General features: G+C 41.3%; 19 protein-coding genes. 13 read left to right on the plus strand and 6 right to left on the minus strand.

The window, feature by feature from the left end; translation table 11 throughout:
* The first annotated feature begins 233 nt into the window (after positions 1-233).
* The 13 genes from GKR48_RS00800 to dmsD all read left to right on the plus strand — a co-directional run bounded on the left by GKR48_RS00800 (position 234) and on the right by dmsD (position 14,016).
* Positions 234-554: a helix-turn-helix domain-containing protein gene (locus GKR48_RS00800; protein ID WP_154626217.1), complete on the plus strand. Its 321-nt coding sequence runs from the start codon at positions 234-236 to the stop codon at positions 552-554.
* 164 nt (positions 555-718) lie between these two features.
* Entirely contained in the window at positions 719-1,327 is a 609-nt protein-coding gene (gene ecpA, locus GKR48_RS00805; RefSeq protein ID WP_154626219.1) for a common pilus major fimbrillin subunit EcpA, read from the plus strand.
* A gap of 95 nt (positions 1,328-1,422) precedes the next feature.
* Entirely contained in the window at positions 1,423-2,106 is a 684-nt protein-coding gene (locus GKR48_RS00810) for a hypothetical protein (protein WP_154626221.1), read from the plus strand.
* 19 nt (positions 2,107-2,125) lie between these two features.
* Positions 2,126-4,621 (plus strand): TcfC E-set like domain-containing protein, encoded by a 2,496-nt coding sequence (locus GKR48_RS00815; protein WP_154626223.1) that lies wholly within the window; start codon positions 2,126-2,128, stop codon positions 4,619-4,621.
* A gap of 25 nt (positions 4,622-4,646) precedes the next feature.
* A complete protein-coding gene (locus GKR48_RS00820) occupies positions 4,647-6,263 on the plus strand; it encodes a fimbrial protein (RefSeq protein WP_154626225.1) in 1,617 nt (538 codons plus the stop codon).
* A gap of 69 nt (positions 6,264-6,332) precedes the next feature.
* Positions 6,333-7,010 (plus strand): fimbrial protein, encoded by a 678-nt coding sequence (locus tag GKR48_RS00825; RefSeq protein ID WP_154626227.1) that lies wholly within the window; start codon positions 6,333-6,335, stop codon positions 7,008-7,010.
* A gap of 453 nt (positions 7,011-7,463) precedes the next feature.
* Positions 7,464-7,934, plus strand: a complete 471-nt coding sequence (locus tag GKR48_RS00830; protein ID WP_154626230.1) for a helicase-related protein — start codon at positions 7,464-7,466, stop codon at positions 7,932-7,934.
* Between the two features lie 248 nt (positions 7,935-8,182).
* Positions 8,183-8,614, plus strand: coding sequence for a hypothetical protein (locus GKR48_RS00835; protein WP_154626232.1), 432 nt, complete (start codon positions 8,183-8,185; stop codon positions 8,612-8,614).
* A 119-nt stretch (positions 8,615-8,733) separates the two neighbouring features.
* Positions 8,734-8,943 (plus strand): hypothetical protein, encoded by a 210-nt coding sequence (locus GKR48_RS00840; RefSeq protein WP_154626234.1) that lies wholly within the window; start codon positions 8,734-8,736, stop codon positions 8,941-8,943.
* Between the two features lie 417 nt (positions 8,944-9,360).
* Positions 9,361-11,805 carry a dimethylsulfoxide reductase subunit A gene (dmsA, locus tag GKR48_RS00845; protein WP_154626237.1) on the plus strand — a complete coding sequence of 815 codons (2,445 nt, stop codon included), beginning with the start codon at positions 9,361-9,363 and terminating at the stop codon, positions 11,803-11,805.
* 11 nt (positions 11,806-11,816) lie between these two features.
* Positions 11,817-12,434, plus strand: a complete 618-nt coding sequence (locus GKR48_RS00850) for a DMSO/selenate family reductase complex B subunit (RefSeq protein ID WP_036950397.1) — start codon at positions 11,817-11,819, stop codon at positions 12,432-12,434.
* 1 nt (position 12,435) lies between these two features.
* Positions 12,436-13,293, plus strand: a complete 858-nt coding sequence (locus tag GKR48_RS00855) for a DmsC/YnfH family molybdoenzyme membrane anchor subunit (RefSeq protein ID WP_132496824.1) — start codon at positions 12,436-12,438, stop codon at positions 13,291-13,293.
* A gap of 108 nt (positions 13,294-13,401) precedes the next feature.
* Complete coding sequence (gene dmsD, locus GKR48_RS00860; RefSeq protein WP_154626239.1) at positions 13,402-14,016, plus strand: Tat proofreading chaperone DmsD; 615 nt, start codon at positions 13,402-13,404, stop codon at positions 14,014-14,016.
* A 37-nt stretch (positions 14,017-14,053) separates the two neighbouring features.
* Here the strand turns inward: dmsD and GKR48_RS00865 are convergent, their stop codons facing one another.
* The 6 genes from GKR48_RS00865 to codB form a co-directional block, all read right to left on the minus strand.
* Positions 14,054-14,662 (minus strand): sulfite oxidase heme-binding subunit YedZ, encoded by a 609-nt coding sequence (locus GKR48_RS00865; protein ID WP_154626241.1) that lies wholly within the window; start codon positions 14,660-14,662, stop codon positions 14,054-14,056.
* Positions 14,662-15,669 carry a protein-methionine-sulfoxide reductase catalytic subunit MsrP gene (msrP, locus tag GKR48_RS00870; protein WP_195848209.1) on the minus strand — a complete coding sequence of 336 codons (1,008 nt, stop codon included), beginning with the start codon at positions 15,667-15,669 and terminating at the stop codon, positions 14,662-14,664. Before msrP ends, GKR48_RS00865 begins: the two co-directional genes overlap by 1 nt.
* Positions 15,670-15,778: 109 nt before the next feature.
* Positions 15,779-17,140 carry a heavy metal sensor histidine kinase gene (locus GKR48_RS00875; RefSeq protein WP_154626245.1) on the minus strand — a complete coding sequence of 454 codons (1,362 nt, stop codon included), beginning with the start codon at positions 17,138-17,140 and terminating at the stop codon, positions 15,779-15,781.
* Complete coding sequence (locus GKR48_RS00880; protein ID WP_154626247.1) at positions 17,137-17,808, minus strand: heavy metal response regulator transcription factor; 672 nt, start codon at positions 17,806-17,808, stop codon at positions 17,137-17,139. Before GKR48_RS00880 ends, GKR48_RS00875 begins: the two co-directional genes overlap by 4 nt.
* Before the next feature lie 172 nt (positions 17,809-17,980).
* Entirely contained in the window at positions 17,981-19,279 is a 1,299-nt protein-coding gene (locus tag GKR48_RS00885; RefSeq protein WP_336431099.1) for a cytosine deaminase, read from the minus strand.
* Complete coding sequence (codB, locus tag GKR48_RS00890; protein WP_272521927.1) at positions 19,272-20,519, minus strand: cytosine permease; 1,248 nt, start codon at positions 20,517-20,519, stop codon at positions 19,272-19,274. The genes GKR48_RS00885 and codB overlap by 8 nt, the downstream gene beginning before the upstream one ends.
* Positions 20,520-21,053: the final 534 nt, after the last annotated feature.

Raw genomic sequence — 21,053 nt, forward strand, 5'->3', positions numbered from 1 at the left:
AATTGAATTAAATTTTATTTAATATATCAGTTAGTTAAATATACCTATCATATTAAGAGTACTCGCGCTCGTTGTATTTTAATAAAGCCTGTCGATCAATAAATTGAGTTTTGATAGGCTGCGCCTATCAAAATATTCTCGTTCGATCGATATAAACGTTTTTACTCTTATTTTAATGTATTTATTATTAATAAAAGTTAAATAACTTATTTCTTTATATTGGAGTGTGGTTAATGAAATCTAATATAATTAGTGGCCAGGTGGGAACTTTTTTAAGAAAAGCGCGAAAAGAGAAAAACATGACGGGAAAGCAGTTGGCAAAGTTAATAGGTATTAGCCAGCAACAGATATCCCGATACGAAATGGGAATCACTGCGATTACCTTAGATCAATTAGATATATTTTTAAGTATTTTAGATAAAAGATGGGTTGATGTTATAAAGTATGTTGATAGTGAAGTAAACTCAGAAAGAGAAAAAGATAGCAAAGAAAATATTGGGAGATATATTTCTTGGAAAAGCTATTCAACAAAAACCATCATAAATAATTGCTAATTTTCTTCTTAATTTAAGAATAAAATAATCAGTATTATCTGGTTATTTTATTATTATTTCATCTATGGAAAATTAAGATTGTCTTTTATAAAACACACAATGAATGTGTTTTTTATGCTATGCAATTATATTTTTCTTCATGGATATTAAATAGAGAGAACAACATGTTAAATAAAAAAATGGCATCTGTTTTGCTATCAACAATTATTGCTGCTTCCTTTGCTACAGTGGCTAATGCTGACACTCGTACTGCTCAAGCGACAGCAACATGGCAAGCGACCGCAATTAAAGATACGACAAGTATGCTGGTTGTTACGCCATTAAAAAGCTTAACATTTAACTATGCAGAAGGTCAGAAAAGCTTTAACCAACAAAATGGCGCATTTGATATCGCTATTCAAGGTCAATCAGGTGCAACAGATTTTAAATTAGCATCAAAAATCATTTCTAACACTTTAGCGAGAACAACAGATGATTCTAAATTAACTGTTGGCGTTAAATGGAATGGTGAAGATCTGAATAAAACGACTGACACTGTGTTAATCGATACTTCAAAAAGCTTAACATCAGGTTTAGATAACTTAGCTGCAGATGGTATCTACAATGGTTCAGAGCGTGCAACTGACCGTGGTGAGTTCACTTTCGTTATTGCTAGCGCGGAAGTGGCTGGCGCAGCGACAGACTTCAAAGCACTGACCGACGGTTCATGGGATGGTGATGTTAAAGTTCAGTTCACTGCAACTTGGGATGGTACTTTCACACCAGCTCCTTAATTGATTATTTACGCTTAGTGAATAACTAATTTTCACGATAAAGATACTATAGGGAAATATTATCTTTATCGTTATCTTTTTTAAAATTAATAATTATGAAAAAAATAACACTAGCATTAGCTTTATTATCTATTCTTCCACTAAAAATGAGCTTTGCGGTTAATGTAGGAAATATCACTGAAATCATATCGTCAGATGAAGACTCATTAGCAAAAGAAATTGAAAATACGGTTAATACGGCAAGGCTCGTTAATTTAACTATCGAGAAAATAGACTCACCACTTGAGAATGGAAAAGTTATTCCAGTAACGGATCCCAACGAAATATTATCAACCCCTGCTAATTTGATTTTGCCAGGGCAAGCAAAAGATGTGTTTAAAATTATTTATCAAGGCCCCAAAGACGATAAAGAACGTTATTACCGATTAAATTGGAAAGATGACCCTATTGGTGAAAGCGGAGTCACTCAAAGTGCAAAATCTGCTTCAGCGACAACCTCAGCGACTATTAGCACTATCTTGGTTGTTGCACCAAGAATTGAAAAATTTAATTACCAATATGCAAACTCCCAAGTTTCCAATATAGGGAATAGTTCATTTCGTGTGGTGGCATCAGGGCCATGTTTACCTGAAAAACAAAAATACAGTGTGGATGGTATTTGTCGTGAGCGTTATTACCTCATGCCACATTTAGCTGTGAAATTACAGTTTGTCGATCTTAATAATAAAAAATCTAGCGTAGGTATTTGGCACAAAGGAGATTTCATTGTCGTCAAATAATTAATAACGGACTTTAATCATGCGTAAGAGTGTTATTGCTTTATCAATATTAAGCATTTTTTTTTCAAACACCATTCATGCTAGTGAGATGAAGAGTATTAAAATTGGTGGTTACATTATTCCTCCGGCATTTGTGAGTGCATTGGAAGAAGGAATGTCTGTGCCTGTTTTTCTACGATTAAGTGATGATGCTAAAAACAACCAAAGCGAAGATAAAATCGCGGATGCAGTTATTGTCATTGACCAAGGTAAAATTAAATTATCCAGTATTCAGCTCATTGACAGTACGCAAGGACCAAAACTAAACAATGTATTGGTTGAAAAGATCGAAAATAAACAAAATACTGTTTTTGATGATACCAATGGTATTGTTATCGACAATAATGCGGTGCTGAAATTAAATATCTCATCATTTAATTTATCATTAGATGTTGATAAAGCTGCTTTTGCACCGAAAACCCACGCAAGGCATTCTGTTTTAGGTGATTCATCCGTTAATTCACTTTCGGCAGTGGCAAACTATGATTTAGGTGTATTCCAAAGTCAGGTAAAAAATGCAAAAAATAGCTCCAGTAGCTATTTCAATTTAGACGCATTATTTGCCGCAGCAGAACACCATTTTAATATCAATGCGTCGGCTTATAGCATTGGTAAATCCAATGCGAATGTTGAATTATACCGAGCGATGTATGAGCGGGACTTTAATGGACTGCGTGTCGCATTGGGTTTAATGAGTACGTGGAATTTACAGTCTATTGCGAGCTTAACTGCGTTGAGTAGTAGCAAAATTTATGCGGTCACTATCGGGAATAACTCCGCGAGTGTCGTCAACACTAAACAGCAGTCACTGACCCCTATTTATGCCTTCTTAAATAGCCCTGGTGAAGTTCGTATTTATCGCCAAGGTAAGCTTCTGAACATCCAAAACTTCCCAATGGGTAACTTTGAGGTAGACACCAGTACACTACCTTTTGGTATTTATGACGTGACTATCGAAACGGTTGTTGATGGGAAAGTGGTCACCACCCAAAACCAGACAATTAATAAATCCTTAGGGGCAATCGGAGGAAACTTCGACAAACTGAATTGGGAAATGTACGGGGGTTATGTTGACTTCGATAAAAGAAATTATGTCCGTGGCGAAGATCGTCACAGCCAAACTCCAGAAAAAAGCTATTTAGCGGGCGCATCATTCGCCTATAACTTCCCTGTGCTGTCAGGGATACGCTTTCAGATGTCAAACTATGGTTTTGATAAATTCCTGGTTCAAGAAACGAGCATCAACGCGTCGATTAATAATTATATCTCGGTTTCTTGGCAGGGCATGCTGGAAAACCACGGCAGCCATCGCAACATTGGCACGATTTCTATTAGTATTCCGGATGGTTATGGCTCCCTTTGGGCATCACGAGAGCGGACGGTGATTGAAGGGGATTTACCGCTTTATGATGCGGATAACTATTCCTATGGCGGTACATTTAACTTCGACAAGCTAATTGATAGAGCTGGCTCATTCACGATCAGTAATACCAAAGACCGTCGCGTAGGCAGCGATTCAATTAACTACGAATATGCGAATACGCTGTTTTCTGGGCGCTATGGAACCGTTGGGCTCAGAGCCGGTGTACAGCGTTATCACTATGATAGTCAAAACAGTACCAACGAAAAATATGTGAATTTGGACTTCTCATTACCGCTGTCTACGTGGTTAAGCACAGGCGTTTCTTCCACGAACGGCAACATGAAAGCCAATATTTACGCCAACAAGAGTTTTGAAAACTCGCCGATCACTAATGCGGGAATTTCAGTCTCTAAGTTAGTGCGTGACAAAGATAATGGCGAATCAGATTTTTCGACGCTGGCTTACGCTTCTTATGACATGAAATATAACTCAGGCACCGTCACGATTAACCGACCGGATAGCGACCGACTGAACGGAAACTTAACCTCTCGCGGATCGGTGGCTTATAGCAACGGCATGATCACACCAAGCGGCAACCAAGGAAAATCAGGGGTCATTATTAATTCAGAGATTCAAGGTGCCGGTAGCATGGTGGCGAAGGTGAATGGGCAAAATTACCCAATCAGCGGAAAAAATACCTTTATTCCATTGTCACCCTATTCAGATTACGACATCCAGTTAATGAACGACGGGAAGTCAAAAGACAGTTTTGACATTGCCTCTGGACGCAATAAATCCGTCACGCTGTATCCGGGTAATATCGCGTTTTATCAACCTGAAGTTCGTCAGTTAGTTACCGTATTTGGACGGCTTAAATCACCAGATGGTGAATACATCAAATATGCCTCGATTCGTAACCATATTGGGCGAACAAAAACCGATAAGAATGGGGAATTCTCCATGGACGTTGATGTGCGCTATCCCGTGATCTCGTTATTGCAAGAAGATGAGAAAACGATCTGCGAAGCCGATTTAAACCTACAAGGGGCACGCGGTGCTTTATGGGTAGGTGAGGTGACTTGTGAGCCTCAAGAAGCATTAGCAAAACGCTAACTCTCAATTTTAAGGTTAATAAAACATGCGAGTATTATCGACATCAGCACTCTGTTTTTCACTGGCGGTACTCACGTCAAATGCATTGGCAGCGACAGCACCATTGCAGGAATACGTCATTGTTGAGAACCAGATTGATAACGAATTTTTTATCGTTGCCAACAGGGTTGATCCTCGCTTTTCTGGATCCAACGTTTTTACTAAATATCAACGAAATAGCCAATTAAGCTTAGGCTATATGGGGTATACCGGAGCCCCTTTTAGCTCGACCTATAATAAGGGGGATATTTGGCTAGAAAACTCCCCTGTAAACCAGCCATTTGTGGGGAACCGTTGTATGACAAACAACCGAAATTGCCCTGCGACATCCTATTGGTCAGCTCAACAATTGCGGGATAATGGTGCGTATAAAATTCAGCAAACAGGAACACCAGGAGAATCCGGTTACTCCAGACCCGTCTTTTCTGAATCATTTTACCGTTGGATTGCAGAATTACCGCCGGGAACCGAATACACGTTTGATTTAAGAACTTGTACGAGCCGAGATGATTATGACCTGAGTAATTCGACCTGTATGACCAGCGGTGGGCGAACCTCGACTCAGCAGCACTACATTCCAACGAATAAAAAGGGAAATATTATCCTGAAAGGAACGGGGGCTTTGCAGGAAGTTTTCGTGGATAGTAACGGTAACCCAACGGTTGGGTTGGGCTCCAACTTCTGTACTACGGGAATTGTTGGAAACGTTTCTGGTGTTATTTGCCAGCTCGTTGAATTAGAAACGAAAGGCTCATCAATCAGTGGTTCGTTTACTGTCCGTATGTATATCGATCATCAAAAACTCGGTTTGACTGCGGCTCCTCGAGCTAATGTTATCCAATATAAAGGAACCAATAGTACCCGCTGGACGAACTGGTCAGCGACCACCAATATGTCGGAGATCTTTAATAATGGTTCGAATTTTATTGAAGTATTTCTATCAAATACGTATTTGAAATCGATTGTTGATGCTTCCCCTAACTCGAACGTGACCTTAGCGGATAGTGTTTATACGTTTGCTTTTCAGTCTCCGTTACCACAATCAGGGTTTTATGAGTTCACACCATCGAATTATTTGATTATTAAACCGCGGGATTATGGGATCAGTATTATCCCTGCCGACTTTAACCCGAACCAATCGAAAACCGGGAAAGTGGGAAATGAAGAGCCGCCAATTGAATTTAATTATATTGTGACGACCAGCGGACCAAGGCAGGCAGATTCAATCACCGCCAAAGTGGAAGGCCCAAGTACCACGCTGAAAGGACAATCGTACTGCTTGTTTAGCTCCAATGATGACAAATTCAAAGTGCCATTTTCGGCGTATTTGTCATTTAAAAATTACACGGGAAGCTTAGAGTCTTACCGAGCCAGCTGCGATAGCAATGAAATTTCCCTCAAAAATGCGTTATGGGAAGAGACGCCGTGGGCAAGACCAAATGAAGATTTAGGTTCCTTTTATCGCACCAATTTAGACTTGCTATTCCCAATGAATGAGGCGAATTCTTTCTTTACGTTAGATGGCATTGATTGGCTAGGGACAGTATCCGCAAGCGGGACGGTGACAGTAAAAGCCATCTGGACAGGGCCCGATATTCAATAAACTCATTCATTTTTTAGGCGACTCATTCAGTATTCAGTCGCCTTTTTCTTCAGCGCTAACAGGTTAAATATGAAACTCAATTCTTTGCTGAAATTCTTATTGCTCTGCACACTGTTTTCATTCAATGCTAGCGTTTATGCGCTTTACATTAATTCGGACATCTCCTCGATGGAGTCCGAGAAAGAATTTTTTTCTAAGCCCTATATTAACGATACGAAAAAGACCAATTTATACAGCTTTAGTGCGTATCAAATTGATAAGCCGGGCAGCCATGAGCAAGGGCGAGCCATTCATAATGGGGAAATTATCTTTACTCCACTGAAGAAAATTCTATTACCGGGAGAGCAGGAATTCTTTAAAATTTTTTATCGCGGAACCGTGGACAACCAAGAGCGCTATTACAAAATTATTATTAGTGAAACGCCACTTGAAATGCAAAATGATAATGAGCAACGTAAACAGCCGCTGTTTTACCCAACGGTCAGTTTAGAAACGTATTTCGTCGTGAGACCCAAACAGCCTGATTTTAAATATACGCTAGACCAAAATGCAGGCATGTTGAAAAATACAGGGAATACCTATTTTAGAGTGTTGCTGCATAACAATTGCAATGCAGAGGATGATACTGAGCCTTACGTCCTTTACCTGTTACCTAATCAAACGTATCAAGATGCGCGTTTAGCCAAGAAAAGCCGCAAGTACATTGTGATTTTTGATAAATATTACGCGGTGGGTAACTGTGAGTAGCGGTGTTGTTAATATCAAGTATCTTCTATAGCTGAAAGCTATGTATACATTTTAAAAACGGAATAATATTTTTTAAAGCGATATTAATTTAAATATTAAAGTAAAATCAATATGTTAAGTGTTTTTGTTTTTCATTGGCGATCAATTGATCTGTTTTTGAGTAAATATTTAGCATCAGATTTATATTAGATAAAATTATTCCATTAGAAATGGAAAATAATGTAAAGACCATAGTTATGACTTTGTTAACACTTCAATATATTGAAGTATGATATATTTTGTGAAAGTAATCTTATGTTAAGAGTTATAAACGGTAAAATCATTAGCAGGTGTATACATTCAGATTGAAGATGGTTATGGTTTATGCCATATATTAGATTTTTCAGATGAACTTAAGCAAGTATTAAGGAAGCATCTTGTACGGATTTGTCATGGAGAAAATAAATCTATGCTATGTATCGTTATGCCCCGACTCTACAAGCTTTTCTCGAGCGATATGAGAATACATCAGAGAATACTAAAAAAGGAATGATTGGTGAGCTCTTATCGCACATCATCATTAATGAATTCTTTGATAATTTTGAAATTGCATCTCCTTTTTTTAACCTAGAGGAAAAAAGCATAAAAAAGGATTTGACATACTTCTTTACTCAAATAATTAAATGTTTAAGAAAGGGTATAGTGTATCATCATGGCTCTATGACCGATAATGTTAGGTTATATATTGAAACAGTATTTAAAAATTCTAAAAAAATAAAATTTCTCATAACAACATCAACTCTCCTTGAAGGAGTTAATTTACCAGTGGAAAGATTATTTGTTTTAGAAAATAAAAAAGGTCAGTCACTACTTAGTCATTCTCAATTTAATAATCTTGTAGGTGGAATTAATAGGTTTGGCGATATATTTTCAGATAAAAAATAAATAAAAATCAACATGTTATTGCCAAAAATATTTATTATAGGAACTGATGAATACACAGGTAAAAGGAGTAACTTGATTAATTTTATAAAAAATGTATCTAAAGTTGACAAAGAAAGAAGTGACCCAGTTTATAATGTTTTATTGGAAGGAACAATAATCAATGAAAGTAACATGAAAGTTTTAATCGTTCTATTGATAGATTAGAGAATTTAGAGAATGGTATTTTAGATGATTATTCTGGAGAATATTTGTCAACTGATGTTTGTCATGCTTTATATGAGAATAATATATCTGAGATAAATGTTCATAAATTAGAGAAGACTATAGAGATAGAGATTGAAAAATATAGAAAATGCAATCCATTAATATCTGATGAAGAATCATTGATGGAAGTGATAGATTCATTATTTATTAGCAAAATAGATAATAGCAAATATACTGATTTATCACGAATGAAAAATAAAGATGCACAGGCATTCTATGCAATGTTCTTAAGCTGGAAAATAGAAAACAAACCTTTTAAGTTTATAGTAAATAAATTTATAAAATATTGGGGTAGCATTAAGGAGGGCTCAAAAAAAGAAATGGTTTTTGTTGGAAAATGGGGTGATGAGGTTTTTGGTGAAGGGTATATACAGAATTGGGTTAATATAAATAAAAAACTAAATTTCAAAAAATAAATTTAGCAATAGTAAGGATAAAGGAGGAAGATAATTTTTGGATTACAATTTATTTAAGTTTATTGAGGTTTTAAATGACATGAAATTAATTAATGATAATTTTTATCTCAGGCTTAAATATGGAACTATTGATAAGTCAGTTATTTCATTTAATAAATGATGGTTTTAGTCGAGGATTATCTGAGTTAATTGTTAGCAATTATAAAGACTATTTATCATTATCAATTGAAAATAGTGTTATCATTGATGGTAATATAATTAATAATATGCAGATGAATGAAGAAAGTGAAATGCTAATTTTAGAAGCAAAATTAAATATTGGATTATAATCTTATGAGAAATTTTTCACCGGAAGGCAAATGTATGCATTATTTTTTGCCTTTTTAACTTGGCATGACTATATTAAAAAATAACACTGATAATAATTATCATTCAAAGATCTGTTTTAAATTCCATAATGCTCAATCTATATGTTTTAATATATAACGAATTTCCAGAGTCAACCACGAATTAAGCGACAAAGAATAGTTCACTATGTTGATTATCAATATGTTTATTGATGTAAAACAATCTCTCAAATTCTCCGATTGATATTATTAACTCAATCAAAAATTCTAATTACCTCTAATTATGTGGCTGGCGGTTTTATCGCTAATGGCACACAAACTACATTTTTTATTCCGTTATTTTAGCGAAAAAACTTCTTATTATTTTAAGCAATTGCAATTTAAGTGAGCGAGTTATATATGGCCAATATAAAAGAGAAAGCTGCTGTTTTTGCTCCTCTTAGCCGTCGCGGCTTTGTGAAAGCGGGCGCCGTGACAGGTTTAGCCGCCGCCGCGGGAGGATTTTCTCTTCCGTTTAGCGCTTCAGCGGAAACAGAGCAAAAAACATCGACACCATCAGGAAATGAAAAAGTTGTTTGGAGTGCGTGTACAGTTAACTGCGGAAGCCGTTGCCCACTGCGCATGCATGTTGTAGACGGCGAAATCAAATACGTCGAAACCGATAATACCGGTAATGACGTGTATGAAGAGCTGCACCAAGTCCGTGCATGTTTACGTGGCCGCTCTATGCGCCGCCGCGTCTATAACCCAGACCGCCTGCGCTACCCAATGATGCGTGTAGGCAAACGCGGTGAAGGTAAATTTAAGCGAATCAGTTGGGAAGAAGCTTTCGACGCTATTGCCGATAACATGAAACGCTTAATTAAAGATTATGGTAATGAGTCAATTTACCTGAACTACGGTACAGGTACTCTTGGCGGTACCATGACAAAATCATGGCCACCAGGCGCGACTTTAATTGCGCGTCTCATGAACTGTTGTGGTGGCTATTTAAATCATTATGGCGACTACAGTACCGCACAAATTGCGGCAGGTCTGAATTACACTTTTGGTGGCTGGGCAGACGGTAACAGTCCATCAGATATCGAAAACTCTAAATTAGTCGTGATGTTTGGTAACAACCCTGGCGAAACGCGTATGAGCGGCGGCGGGGTGACTTACTATGTTGAACAAGCACGCGAAAAATCTAACGCAAAAATGATCATCATCGATCCACGCTACACCGATACAGGTGCAGGGCGTGAAGATGAATGGATCCCAATTCGTCCGGGTACTGATGCGGCGCTGGTTAACGCTATTGCGTATGTGATGATCAAAGAAGACTTAGTGGATAAGCCATTCTTAGATAAATATTGCGTGGGTTATGATGAAACCACCATGCCAGCTGGCGCACCCAAAAATGCGCACTACAAAGCTTATATCCTAGGTGATGGTCCTGACGGTCAAGCGAAAACCCCTGAATGGGCAGCATCCATCACCGGTATTCCGGCGGCGCGCATTGTGAAATTAGCTCGTGAAATCGGTACCGCAAAACCGGCTTACATTGTGCAAGGTTGGGGACCTCAGCGTCGTTCTAATGGTGAACTGACGTCTCGTGCTATCTCAATGCTCGCGATTTTAACCGGTAACATCGGTATTCATGGCGGTAATACGGGGGCTCGTGAAGGCTCTTACAGTATTCCATTCGTGCGTATGCCGACCTTAACTAACCCAGTGCAAACTAGCATTTCCATGTTTATGTGGACAGACGCTATCCTGCGTGGTCCTGAAATGACGGCTACCCGTGATGGTGTCCGTGGTAAAGACAAATTGGATGTGCCAATTAAAATGGTATGGAACTACGCTGGTAACTGTTTAGTTAACCAACATTCAGAAATCAACCGTACCCACGATATCCTGCAAGACGAGTCTAAGTGCGAAATGATTGTGGTGATTGATAACCACATGACCGCCTCTGCAAAATATGCCGATATCTTACTGCCAGACTGCACTGCATCTGAGCAAATGGATTTCTGTATGGATGCTTCCGCGGGGAATATGTCCTACGTTATTTTTGCTGATCAAGCTATCAAACCGCGTTTTGAAAGCCGCAATATTTATGAAATGACCAGCGAAATTGCCAAACGTATGGGGGTCGGTGAGCAGTTTACTGAAAATCGTACCCAAGAAGAGTGGTTGCGCCATTTATACGAACAATCTCGCGCTGCATTACCGGAGCTGCCAACGTTCGAAGAGTTCCGTGAGCAAGGTATTTTCAAAAAACGTGACCCTAAAGGTCACCATGTGGCTTACCAAAGCTTCCGCGAAGACCCAATTGCAAACCCATTGACCACGCCATCAGGCAAAATCGAGATCTATTCCGCGCAATTGGCGGAGCTGCAAAATTCATGGGAGCTGGAAGAAGGGGATGTGATCCATCCATTGCCAGTCTATTCCGTTGGGTTTGAGCAGTACGGCGACCCATTAATGGAAAAATTCCCATTACAGTTGACGGGCTTCCACTATAAATCACGTACCCACTCAACGTATGGCAACGTGGATGTATTGAAAGCGGCTTGTCCTCAAGAGTTATGGATCAACCCACAAGATGCGGCGAAACGCTCCCTGAAACATGGGGATTTAGTCCGTGTCTACAATGACCGAGGCGAAGTGCGTGTCAACGTCAAAGTCACCCCACGTATTTTACCGGGTGTGGTTGGTTTGGGTGAGGGTGCATGGTATGACCCGGATGGTAACCGCGTTGATCATGCGGGCAGCATTAACGTGCTGACCACTCAACGTCCATCGCCATTGGCGAAAGGGAACCCATCACACTCTAATCTTGTTGAAGTTGTGAAAGCTTAAGGATGCCAGATATGTCAACGCAATATGGTTTTTATATCGATTCAAGTCGTTGCACTGGCTGCAAAACCTGTGAGTTAGCGTGCAAAGACTTTAAAAACTTATCTCCAGAAGTGAATTTCCGCCGTATTTATGAATATGCGGGCGGTGATTGGACTGAGCAAGATGGTGTTTATGGGCAGAATGTTTTCGCCTATTACCTATCTATTTCGTGTAACCACTGTGATGACCCAGCGTGTGCCAAAGTGTGCCCAAGTGGTGCGATGCACAAACGCGAAGATGGGTTTGTGGTGGTGGATGAAGAGGTCTGTATTGGTTGCCGCTATTGCAGCATGGCGTGTCCTTACGGTGCGCCTCAATTCGACCAAGTCAAAGGTCATATGACCAAATGTGATGGTTGCTATGAGCGTGTTGCAGAAGGCAAAAAACCAATCTGTGTGGAATCTTGCCCATTACGTGCATTGGATATGGCGCCGATAGAAGAGCTACGCGCTAAATATGGTGATTTAGCGGAAATCGCACCATTACCATCGGCTGAATATACTCATCCAAACATCGTTTTAAAATTGAATGCCAATAGCAAACCTGTCGGTGATACCACGGGTCATCTGGCTAACCCGGAGGAAGTTTAATATGGGCGCGGGAATTCATGAATGGCCATTGATGTTTTTCACCGTTATTGGTCAAAGTGTTGCAGGTGCATTTATTGTGATGGCAGCGGTTTTGTTAAGTGGAAAATTATCCCCTGAACTTAACCGCAAAGTGCATTACAGCATGTTCGGCCTGTGGGTGTTAATGGGAATTGGTTTCTTATTATCCACGATGCACATGGGGACCCCATTGCGTGCATTTAATGCCTTCAACCGCTTAGGGGCTTCTTCACTGAGTAATGAAATTGCCAGTGGTGCAATCTTCTTTGCCTTTGGTGGCTTGTATTGGTTGTTGGCAGTGTTAAATAAAATGCCGGCTGCGCTAGGTAAATTATGGTTAGTGGTGGTGGCTGTTCTTGCGGCTATCTTTGTGGTGGCAACTTCCCGTGTGTATCAAATCCCAACGGTACCAACATGGAATAACAGCTACACCATGATCAACTTCGTGCTAACGGCATTCTTGGGTGGGCCTATCTTAGCCGCGCTGTTATTGCGTGTGGCTGGGTTTGACCTGCAATGTATCCGTCGTCTCCCTGCATTGAGTGCGATAGCATTATTAGTGAGTGCAGCCGCGGCAATTTCCCAAGGATTTGACTTGGCGAGCATTGAAACCGCAGTACAAAAAGCAACGGATTTAGTGCCTGATTACGGCTTCTTAATGGATATTAAGATTGTTGCCGTAGCGATGGGACTGGGCTGCTGGATCATGCCGTTAATCGCGAAACGTAATCCATCCGTTATTAACTTGGGTATCGGTACCCTGTTAGTGTTGGCGGGCGAGATTGTTGGACGCGGTGTGTTCTATGGTCTGCACATGACCGTGGGCATGGCCGTTAACTAATCGTCATCTCAAAGGCTTAGCAACTTTCTGCTAAGCCTTTCGTTTCCAAGAATTTTTATCAATAATAAGCAAAACAACAAATAACACATGAACAGTGGATTACACACCATGAACGAACTCGCTTTAAATGATGTTTCTGTGACAGCTCGGATCCTTGGTGCGGCATTCTATTATTCCCCTGACCAAGTGCCCGAAATTATCGAATTATTGGTATCAGGCGAGTGGGTAGCAGATTGGCATTACGGCTCTGAAGCGCAAAAACAAGGGATTGCCGCAGAGATGGCGGCAATGCAACGTGATGATGAAACCCTTGATGAAGCCTATCAACGCCTCTTTATTGGCCCTTACGCACTTCCTTCTCCACCGTGGGGATCGGTCTGGCTTGATAAAGAAAATGTGCTGTTTGGCGAGTCTACCTTGCAACTTCGCGAGTGGATGCAAGCCAATCAAATTGATATTCATTTAACGCAAAACGAGCCCGAAGACCATTTTGGTTTATTGATGATGATGGTGGCTTGGGTAGCGGAACACCAACCTGAAAATCTTTCTGAATTACTCGGTAAACATATTTTGCCATGGGGCCTGCTCTATTTAGACAAAATACAGGAAAAAGGCGATTCTCCATTTTATGTGGGGTTGAGTAAGCTGGCGCATTTAACGCTGGTGGCTTGGCAGGATTCGATGAATATTGAGGTGGATAAAAAGCTGATTTTTTATCGCTGATGAATTGGTTGGCGATCTTGGGGATCGCCAACTTATTTTAAGGTTTGATCTGCTGTTTTTGTTGGTTCCAAACGCGATAAGCAAAGGCACTACCCACTAACACTAAGTAAATGATTGGCTCAGGCGTTAGGGTTTTTAATGACAAAGCATAGTGGCAAAGTGCGAGTAATAGCGTTGGGTAAAGCAGCATGTGAATTCTTTTCCACCATACGCCGAGGCTCATTCGTATGCGGTTGAACGAACTCACCGCCATTAAAAATAAGCATAGCCAAGCAGTGGCGCCAATCACTAAGTAGACCCGCGAAAAAACTTCCTCGAAAAAGAGTGCTAAATTATTGATGCCAATCTCCAGTAATAAATAGCTACTCAAATGCAGTACAGCCCAGAAAAAACACCATAATCCCAGTAATTTTCGTGTCTGAAACAGCGTGGTAAATCGCAATAATTTAGCGATAACGGGGATCAGGGCGATAACGACGAGCAAACGTAACGCAGCTATCCCCGTAAAATGTTGGATATCTTTAGCGGGGTCTGCGCCAAGTCGCTGGGTATCAATTAAAAAAACCAGCCATACCAAAGGAAGCAGAGCAATAAGATGAAAGCCTCCTTTGGTTAATCTCACTAATAGCCTGTTTTCTTGGGGCATTAAAAGTATCTCCGTAAGTCCATCCCCTGATACAAGTTTGCGACTTGGTCACCATATCCATTAAACAGCAAAGTAGGCTGTCGGGTCACTTGACCTAAACCCCCTGCGCCAATAAAACGCTCGGTCGCTTGTGACCAACGAGGATGATCAACTTGCGGGTTCACATTGGCAAAAAAACCATATTCACTGGGTGCGGATAGGTTCCATGTGGTGTCTGGCATCTGCTCAGTTAGGCGAATTTTGACGATAGATTTAATTCCTTTAAAGCCATATTTCCAAGGGACAACCAAGCGGATCGGGGCGCCATTTTGATTGGGTAATGTCTTTCCATATACGCCAGTGGCAAGTAAGGTTAGTGGATTCATGGCCTCATCTAAACGCAGCCCTTCAACATAGGGATAAGGTAAACCACCGCCGATATAACGGCTTTTTTGTCCCGGCATCTGTTCAGGAGCATAACGGGTTTCAAAGGCGACATATTTGGCTTTGCTGGTGGGTTCCACCAAGGCCAATAATTTAGCTAATGGAAAACCCACCCAAGGAATAACCATTGACCAAGCTTCGACGCAGCGCATGCGATAGATGCGCTCCTCTAGGGGAAACTTGGTGTTGATATCATCTAAATTCAGGGTCAAAGGACGATTCACTTCCCCATCAATAGTGACCGTCCATTCGTCGGTAATGAGGGTATGTGCGTTTTCAGCTGGGTCTGATTTCCCTAGCCCAAACTCATAAAAGTTATTATAGCCAGTCACTTTATCTTCGGGCGTCAGTGTTAACGATGACTGAAATTCTTCAGGCTGAATAAATGTGAGGGTTTTTCTTGGCGTCGCGGGCGTTGCTGGGGCATCGTCACTTAACCAAGAAAATAAGCCGGCATTTGCTGTCGCTGCAACGGTTAAACCTGCCGCTCCCACACCTAAGGCTTTGAGTAGCTGCCGGCGCTTCATAAAAAAAACGGACTCATCCGTGATTTGAGATCCGGGGATTTTAGGTAACTTTTTCATTGTGCGCTCCATAGCAAAAAGAGGAATGAGATCAGTTATACCGAATGCGTGATAAAAGTGGCTGACAGTAAGATGACAAATTTGTCATCTTACTTAATTGTAGGAAATTTTAGATTGTAGGAAATGTTAGCGTAATAGTGCTGGTACCTGCATTATGTTCAAAGCTAACCGAACCGCCATGTAGTTCAACAATGGCTTTGACAATCGCCAGCCCCAACCCAGTTCCCTCCGTGGTTCTGGCATTATCTCCGCGCCAAAAACGGGTGAAAATTTCCGTGCTATTTTGTAGTGGTTCCCCTTGGTTAGTGATGCGGATTTCTCGTTGCTGGGGAAGCTCTACGATTTGGGTGACCACGCGAGTGTTTGGGTGAGAGTATTTAATCGCATTAGCAATAACATTCATGAATACACGGCTGAGTAATACCGGATCAGCATCAAGTGTGAGAGTTGAAGATTCACAATACAACGTAATTTGCTTCTCTTCTGCATACGCAGAAAATAGTTCATAAACCTCATTCACTAATGCTGAGATTGAGAGATTTTCTCGATTCAACGTAATGTTTTTATTTTCAGCACGAGCAATAAATAATGTGCTTTGGATCATCTGTGCCAGCTTATCGAGCTCTTCAATATTGCTAATGATGACCTCTTCATATTCGCTCACATTGCGGGAACGCTGGAGCGTAATTTCATTTTGCACTCGAATAGCATTAATGGGCGTTCTTAGCTCATGCGCTAAATCATCGGCGAACTGGGTTAGTTTAACAAAGTCATGTTTTAGCCGTTGGCGCATGGTATTCATTGATTCGCCCAGCTCTTTTAACTCTTGTGGAAGCTGATCAATATCGATCGGATCATTCAATGCATGAACGTCTGTTTTGATCGTGATCTGACTCAGTGATTGAATATCGGAGAGCCCTTTTTTCAACAGCCATAAACTCAGTAATCCCATCAACAGTATTGAGAGGGCAGACACAAGCACGCTTTGGGTTAAATATTGGGTTAATACCCCGCTGCGATCGACGGAGACTTTACCGAGTACTATATGGAGCTGCCCTAATGGTGAGCTCATGGCGAAATAGACCGCGGAGATGGGAATGCTTTGTGTGGTTTGCCAATGGTTGATTGCATGGATATTGAGCTGCTCGAGGTTAACTAGCCGCAGTGGTTGGGTATCCAGAAGTTCGCTGTTAGTCGCGACGAGTATGTGCCCACTCGCATCAGAAATTTGGATTAAATCTTGGCGCATGTCCATCATACTTTGGAAATACATCGGCAGCGTTTTGATATCGATGCCACCCGAAATTAACTTAGCGAGTTGTTCCGCGCGGTTTACTAGCAAATTATTGTCTTGTTCTGACAGCTCATTTTTCAGCGAGTGATACAAAACCCATGTCACGATGCCAGCATTAGCGACCATCAGAATGATAAACAGGGAAATAAGTTGAAAGCGCAGCGACTTTTTTTTCATTCTATTGGCCTATTTAAGCGGTATCCCATCCCTCGAATGGTTTCGATAAGCTTAATTTCAAACTCATCATCAATTTTCTTTCTCAATCGACGGATGGCGACATCGATGATATTGGTATCACTGTCAAAGTCGATGCCCCAAACCTCACTGGCAATTAAGGTTCTCGGTAAAATTTCATCACTATGCAGCACGAAAAACAGCAACAAAGAAAACTCTTGGCGGGTTAAGATTATTTTCTTTCCTCCGCGTTCAACATCATGACGGGTCAGGTCTATCTTTAGATCTGCAATCGTCATGGTTGTCGAGGTTGGTTGATTCACTTTGAGTTGGTTTTTAACGCGCGCTAATAATTCAGAAAACGAAAATGGTTTTACAAGGTAGTCATTGGCACCAAGCTCTAAGCCTTTAATTCGATCGTCTACGGCATCCCGAGCCGTGAGGCAAATAACGGGAATACTTTTGGCGGTACGTAAGATTTTTAAAATATCCCAGCCACTCATACCGGGCAGCATGATATCGAGAATAACCAATTGATAATTGTTTTCTAATGCAAAGTAGAGTCCATCGCGACCATCGTTAGCCACATCCACTAGAAAACCGGCTTCTTCTAAGCCATTTTTAACCCAGCCTTGGGTTTTTAGGTGATCTTCAATTAATAGTATTCTCATGGAAACCCAGTAATCGTTTTATTTGACTTAATTCATATTAAAGAAACTTTTACTGTAAAGAAACAGTCTGGGGTTTAGCAATAAAAATGAGGTAAATGAAGATATTTCAGAGGAAAGAAACACGGGGCACTCATTGATTGCAGGCTCAACAAGCCCCGTGCTGGGGTAAAGCTTAGTTCTCGCTATGTGGCTGATAGCCGTAACGAATCGTCTCGACATCGTCGAGTTGAATTTGAGTCACAGTTGGTTGCGTAGTGGCAATCACGCGACCATCGCGGATGGAATAGCGTACTGGCACTTGGCGGCGTACTGCATCAAAACCGTTTTCAGCAGGCAGGATCAGCAGGCTTGCGCGTTTCCCTTCATCGATACCGTAGTTTTGCAAATTCAACGTTTTCGCACTGTGCTCAGTGATAAGCTTTAAACCATCATTAATTTGGCCATAGCCCATCAGTTGGCAAACATGCAGACCCATATGCAGCACTTGCAGCATATTTGCGGTGCCGAGTGGATACCACGGGTCGAACACATCGTCGTGACCGAAGCAGACATTGATATTTGCGGCGAGCATTTCCTTCACGCGGGTGATACCACGGCGCTTTGGATAGGTATCGAAACGACCTTGTAAGTGAATGTTCACTAACGGGTTGGCGACGAAGTTAATCCCTGACATTTTCAGCAAACGGAATAAACGGGATGCATAAGCCCCATTGTATGAGTGCATGGCTGTGGTATGGCTGGCGGTAACGCGCGCGCCCATATTTTCACGATGAGCAAGGGCGGCAACAGTTTCGACAAAACGTGACTGTTCATCATCAATTTCATCACAGTGAACATCGATTAAACGGTCATATTTTTGTGCCAGCGCAAAAGTTTTATGAAGTGATTCCACACCATATTCACGGGTGAATTCAAAGTGCGGGATGGCCCCGACTACATCCGCCCCTAAACGTAGTGCTTCTTCTAATAGCTCTTCGCCGTTTGGATAGGACATGATCCCTTCTTGCGGGAAAGCAACGATCTGCATATCCACCCAAGGCGCAACTTCTTTTTTCACTTCCAGCATCGCTTTCAGTGCCGTTAAAGTGGCATCGGAAACGTCAACGTGGGTACGAACATGTTGGATACCGTTAGCAATCTGCCATTTTAACGTCTGCCAAGCGCGCTGTTTCACATCGTCATGGGTTAGCATTGCTTTGCGTTCAGCCGAGCGTTCAATCCCTTCAAACAGGGTGCCAGACTGGTTCCAATTTGGCTGCCCAGCGGTTTGCGTTGTGTCCAAATGAATGTGTGGCTCAACAAACGGTGGAATGGCTAAGCCACCTTCACCATCAAGGCTGTTCGCTAATACTTCACCTTTGGGCTGCGGAACGATAGCTTTAATTTGTTGATTTTCAATATCGATTCGCCACAGGCCTTCACGCTCAGGCAAACGGATATTGTGGATATGTTGAATATGTTGATTAAGCACGGGTCATCTCCGAATTAGTGGCGCGTACGCGATTCAATAGTGGATTCAGGATGGCGTAGCAGATAGCGCCGCCAAGCACTGCGTTAACTGGGACAATTCCCGGCAGCCAATGTCCTGCGGCAACACCCGCAGCCACGGCTATCAACGCACTGATATTCACATCGCGCATTTTGCTCATGTCAAAAGTGGCATAGCGATGACGATACATTAAGTAATCCGCGATGATAATGCCACCAATCGGTGGAATGGCTGCGGATAAAAAGGTCAGCCAGCTAACAAAGTTGTTGTACAGCCACAGTGCGCAGAGTGTGCCCACTAAGCCGTTGATAATGGATAACGTCTTGCTGGATAAGCCCGTAATGTTGGCGAACCCTAAGCCAGATGCGTATAGCGCGTTGTCGTTGGTTGTCCAAATGTTCAAACCAAGTACGATAATTGCGGGTAAGAGTAATCCTTGCGCGATCATCACGTCGGAGATATCCGCCATGCCTAAGGAAGCTGCTCCCGCCGCACCGAAGATAAACATCAGTGAGTTACCCAAGAAGAACGCCACAATCGCCACCAGTACCGCGATTTTCGGCTTACGCCCGAAGCGTACGAAGTCAGCGGTTAAAGTTCCCGCACTGACAAATGAACCGACGACCATCGCCAGTGCGAGGTTGAAATCGATAGGTTGTTCCGGTTTTACCATTTGCATAGCGCTTAAACCACCGGCATCAGTCACGGCAAGATACACGGAGTAGCTTCCTAAGATAGCAATGGCAGGGACGGCGACAATGGACAGCACGGTTAACGCGGAAATACCGAAGAACACGGTGACGGTCATCAAAATACCTGAAATACCAATCAGTAAGTTGATATCCCAACCTGTAGCTTTACCGACAGGAATGGCGAACATGGCAACGCCGACGCCGAACCAGCCGACCTGTGTACCGCCAAGTAAGAAAGAAGGGAGCCAAGAGCCGCGAATACCGAAAGAATAACGAGCAAGAAGGTGGGTTGTTAAGCCTGTTTTAGAACCGATAAAACCAAGGAAGGCGGTGTAGACACCAAGAATAAGATTACCAATGAGAACTGCGAGGAAGAAATCGTTGAAACTAAGACCGGTACCGAGAGCGCCTCCGGTCCACATGCTGGCGGAAAAGAACGTTAAACCCAGCATTACAAAGGTTAATGCGAGCCCGCCTTTTCTTGCGGATATGGGTACTGGCTCATGACTATAATTTTTATCACCGGACACAATTGCCTCCTGTAGCTTTCCTCTGGCCAAAAAAATCTGACGAATTCTATAGCCGTAAAAATAAAAAGCAAACGGTTTCGTACATTCTTAAAAAGAATTAATGAATTATGCTTTTGTTCATTTTTTATTCTAGTCTGTCGCGTCACTGGAAAGGGCGTGAGACGGTAAAAGGCCTGATGGGGTGAGATAAAATCACGATGAAAATCTGTGGTCAAAACAGCTAATGATACAAACAAAAAACGTGAAATTAAGATAAAAGACTTCCGAATGTGTGGGTGTCGATAGTTCGTTTTTTTTATTTATATTTATTCAATAAAATATAATGTTAAAACAACTTTTAATATTTTATTTATTATTACGCATTTAAATTGTTGATTGGGATTTATTACTCATTTTTTTGATTAAAACATGATTTCAATCTAAATGAGAATCTTTATTTATAAATCTAATTATTTATGTAATTTAATAAGTAAAGAGTAAAAAAAGAGTTTCAATATTACCAAAATGATAACAACGTATATTTTATAGTCATTT

The sequence above is a fragment of the Providencia sp. wls1943 genome, from assembly GCF_009706275.1.
GTDB lineage: Bacteria > Pseudomonadota > Gammaproteobacteria > Enterobacterales > Enterobacteriaceae > Providencia > Providencia zhijiangensis.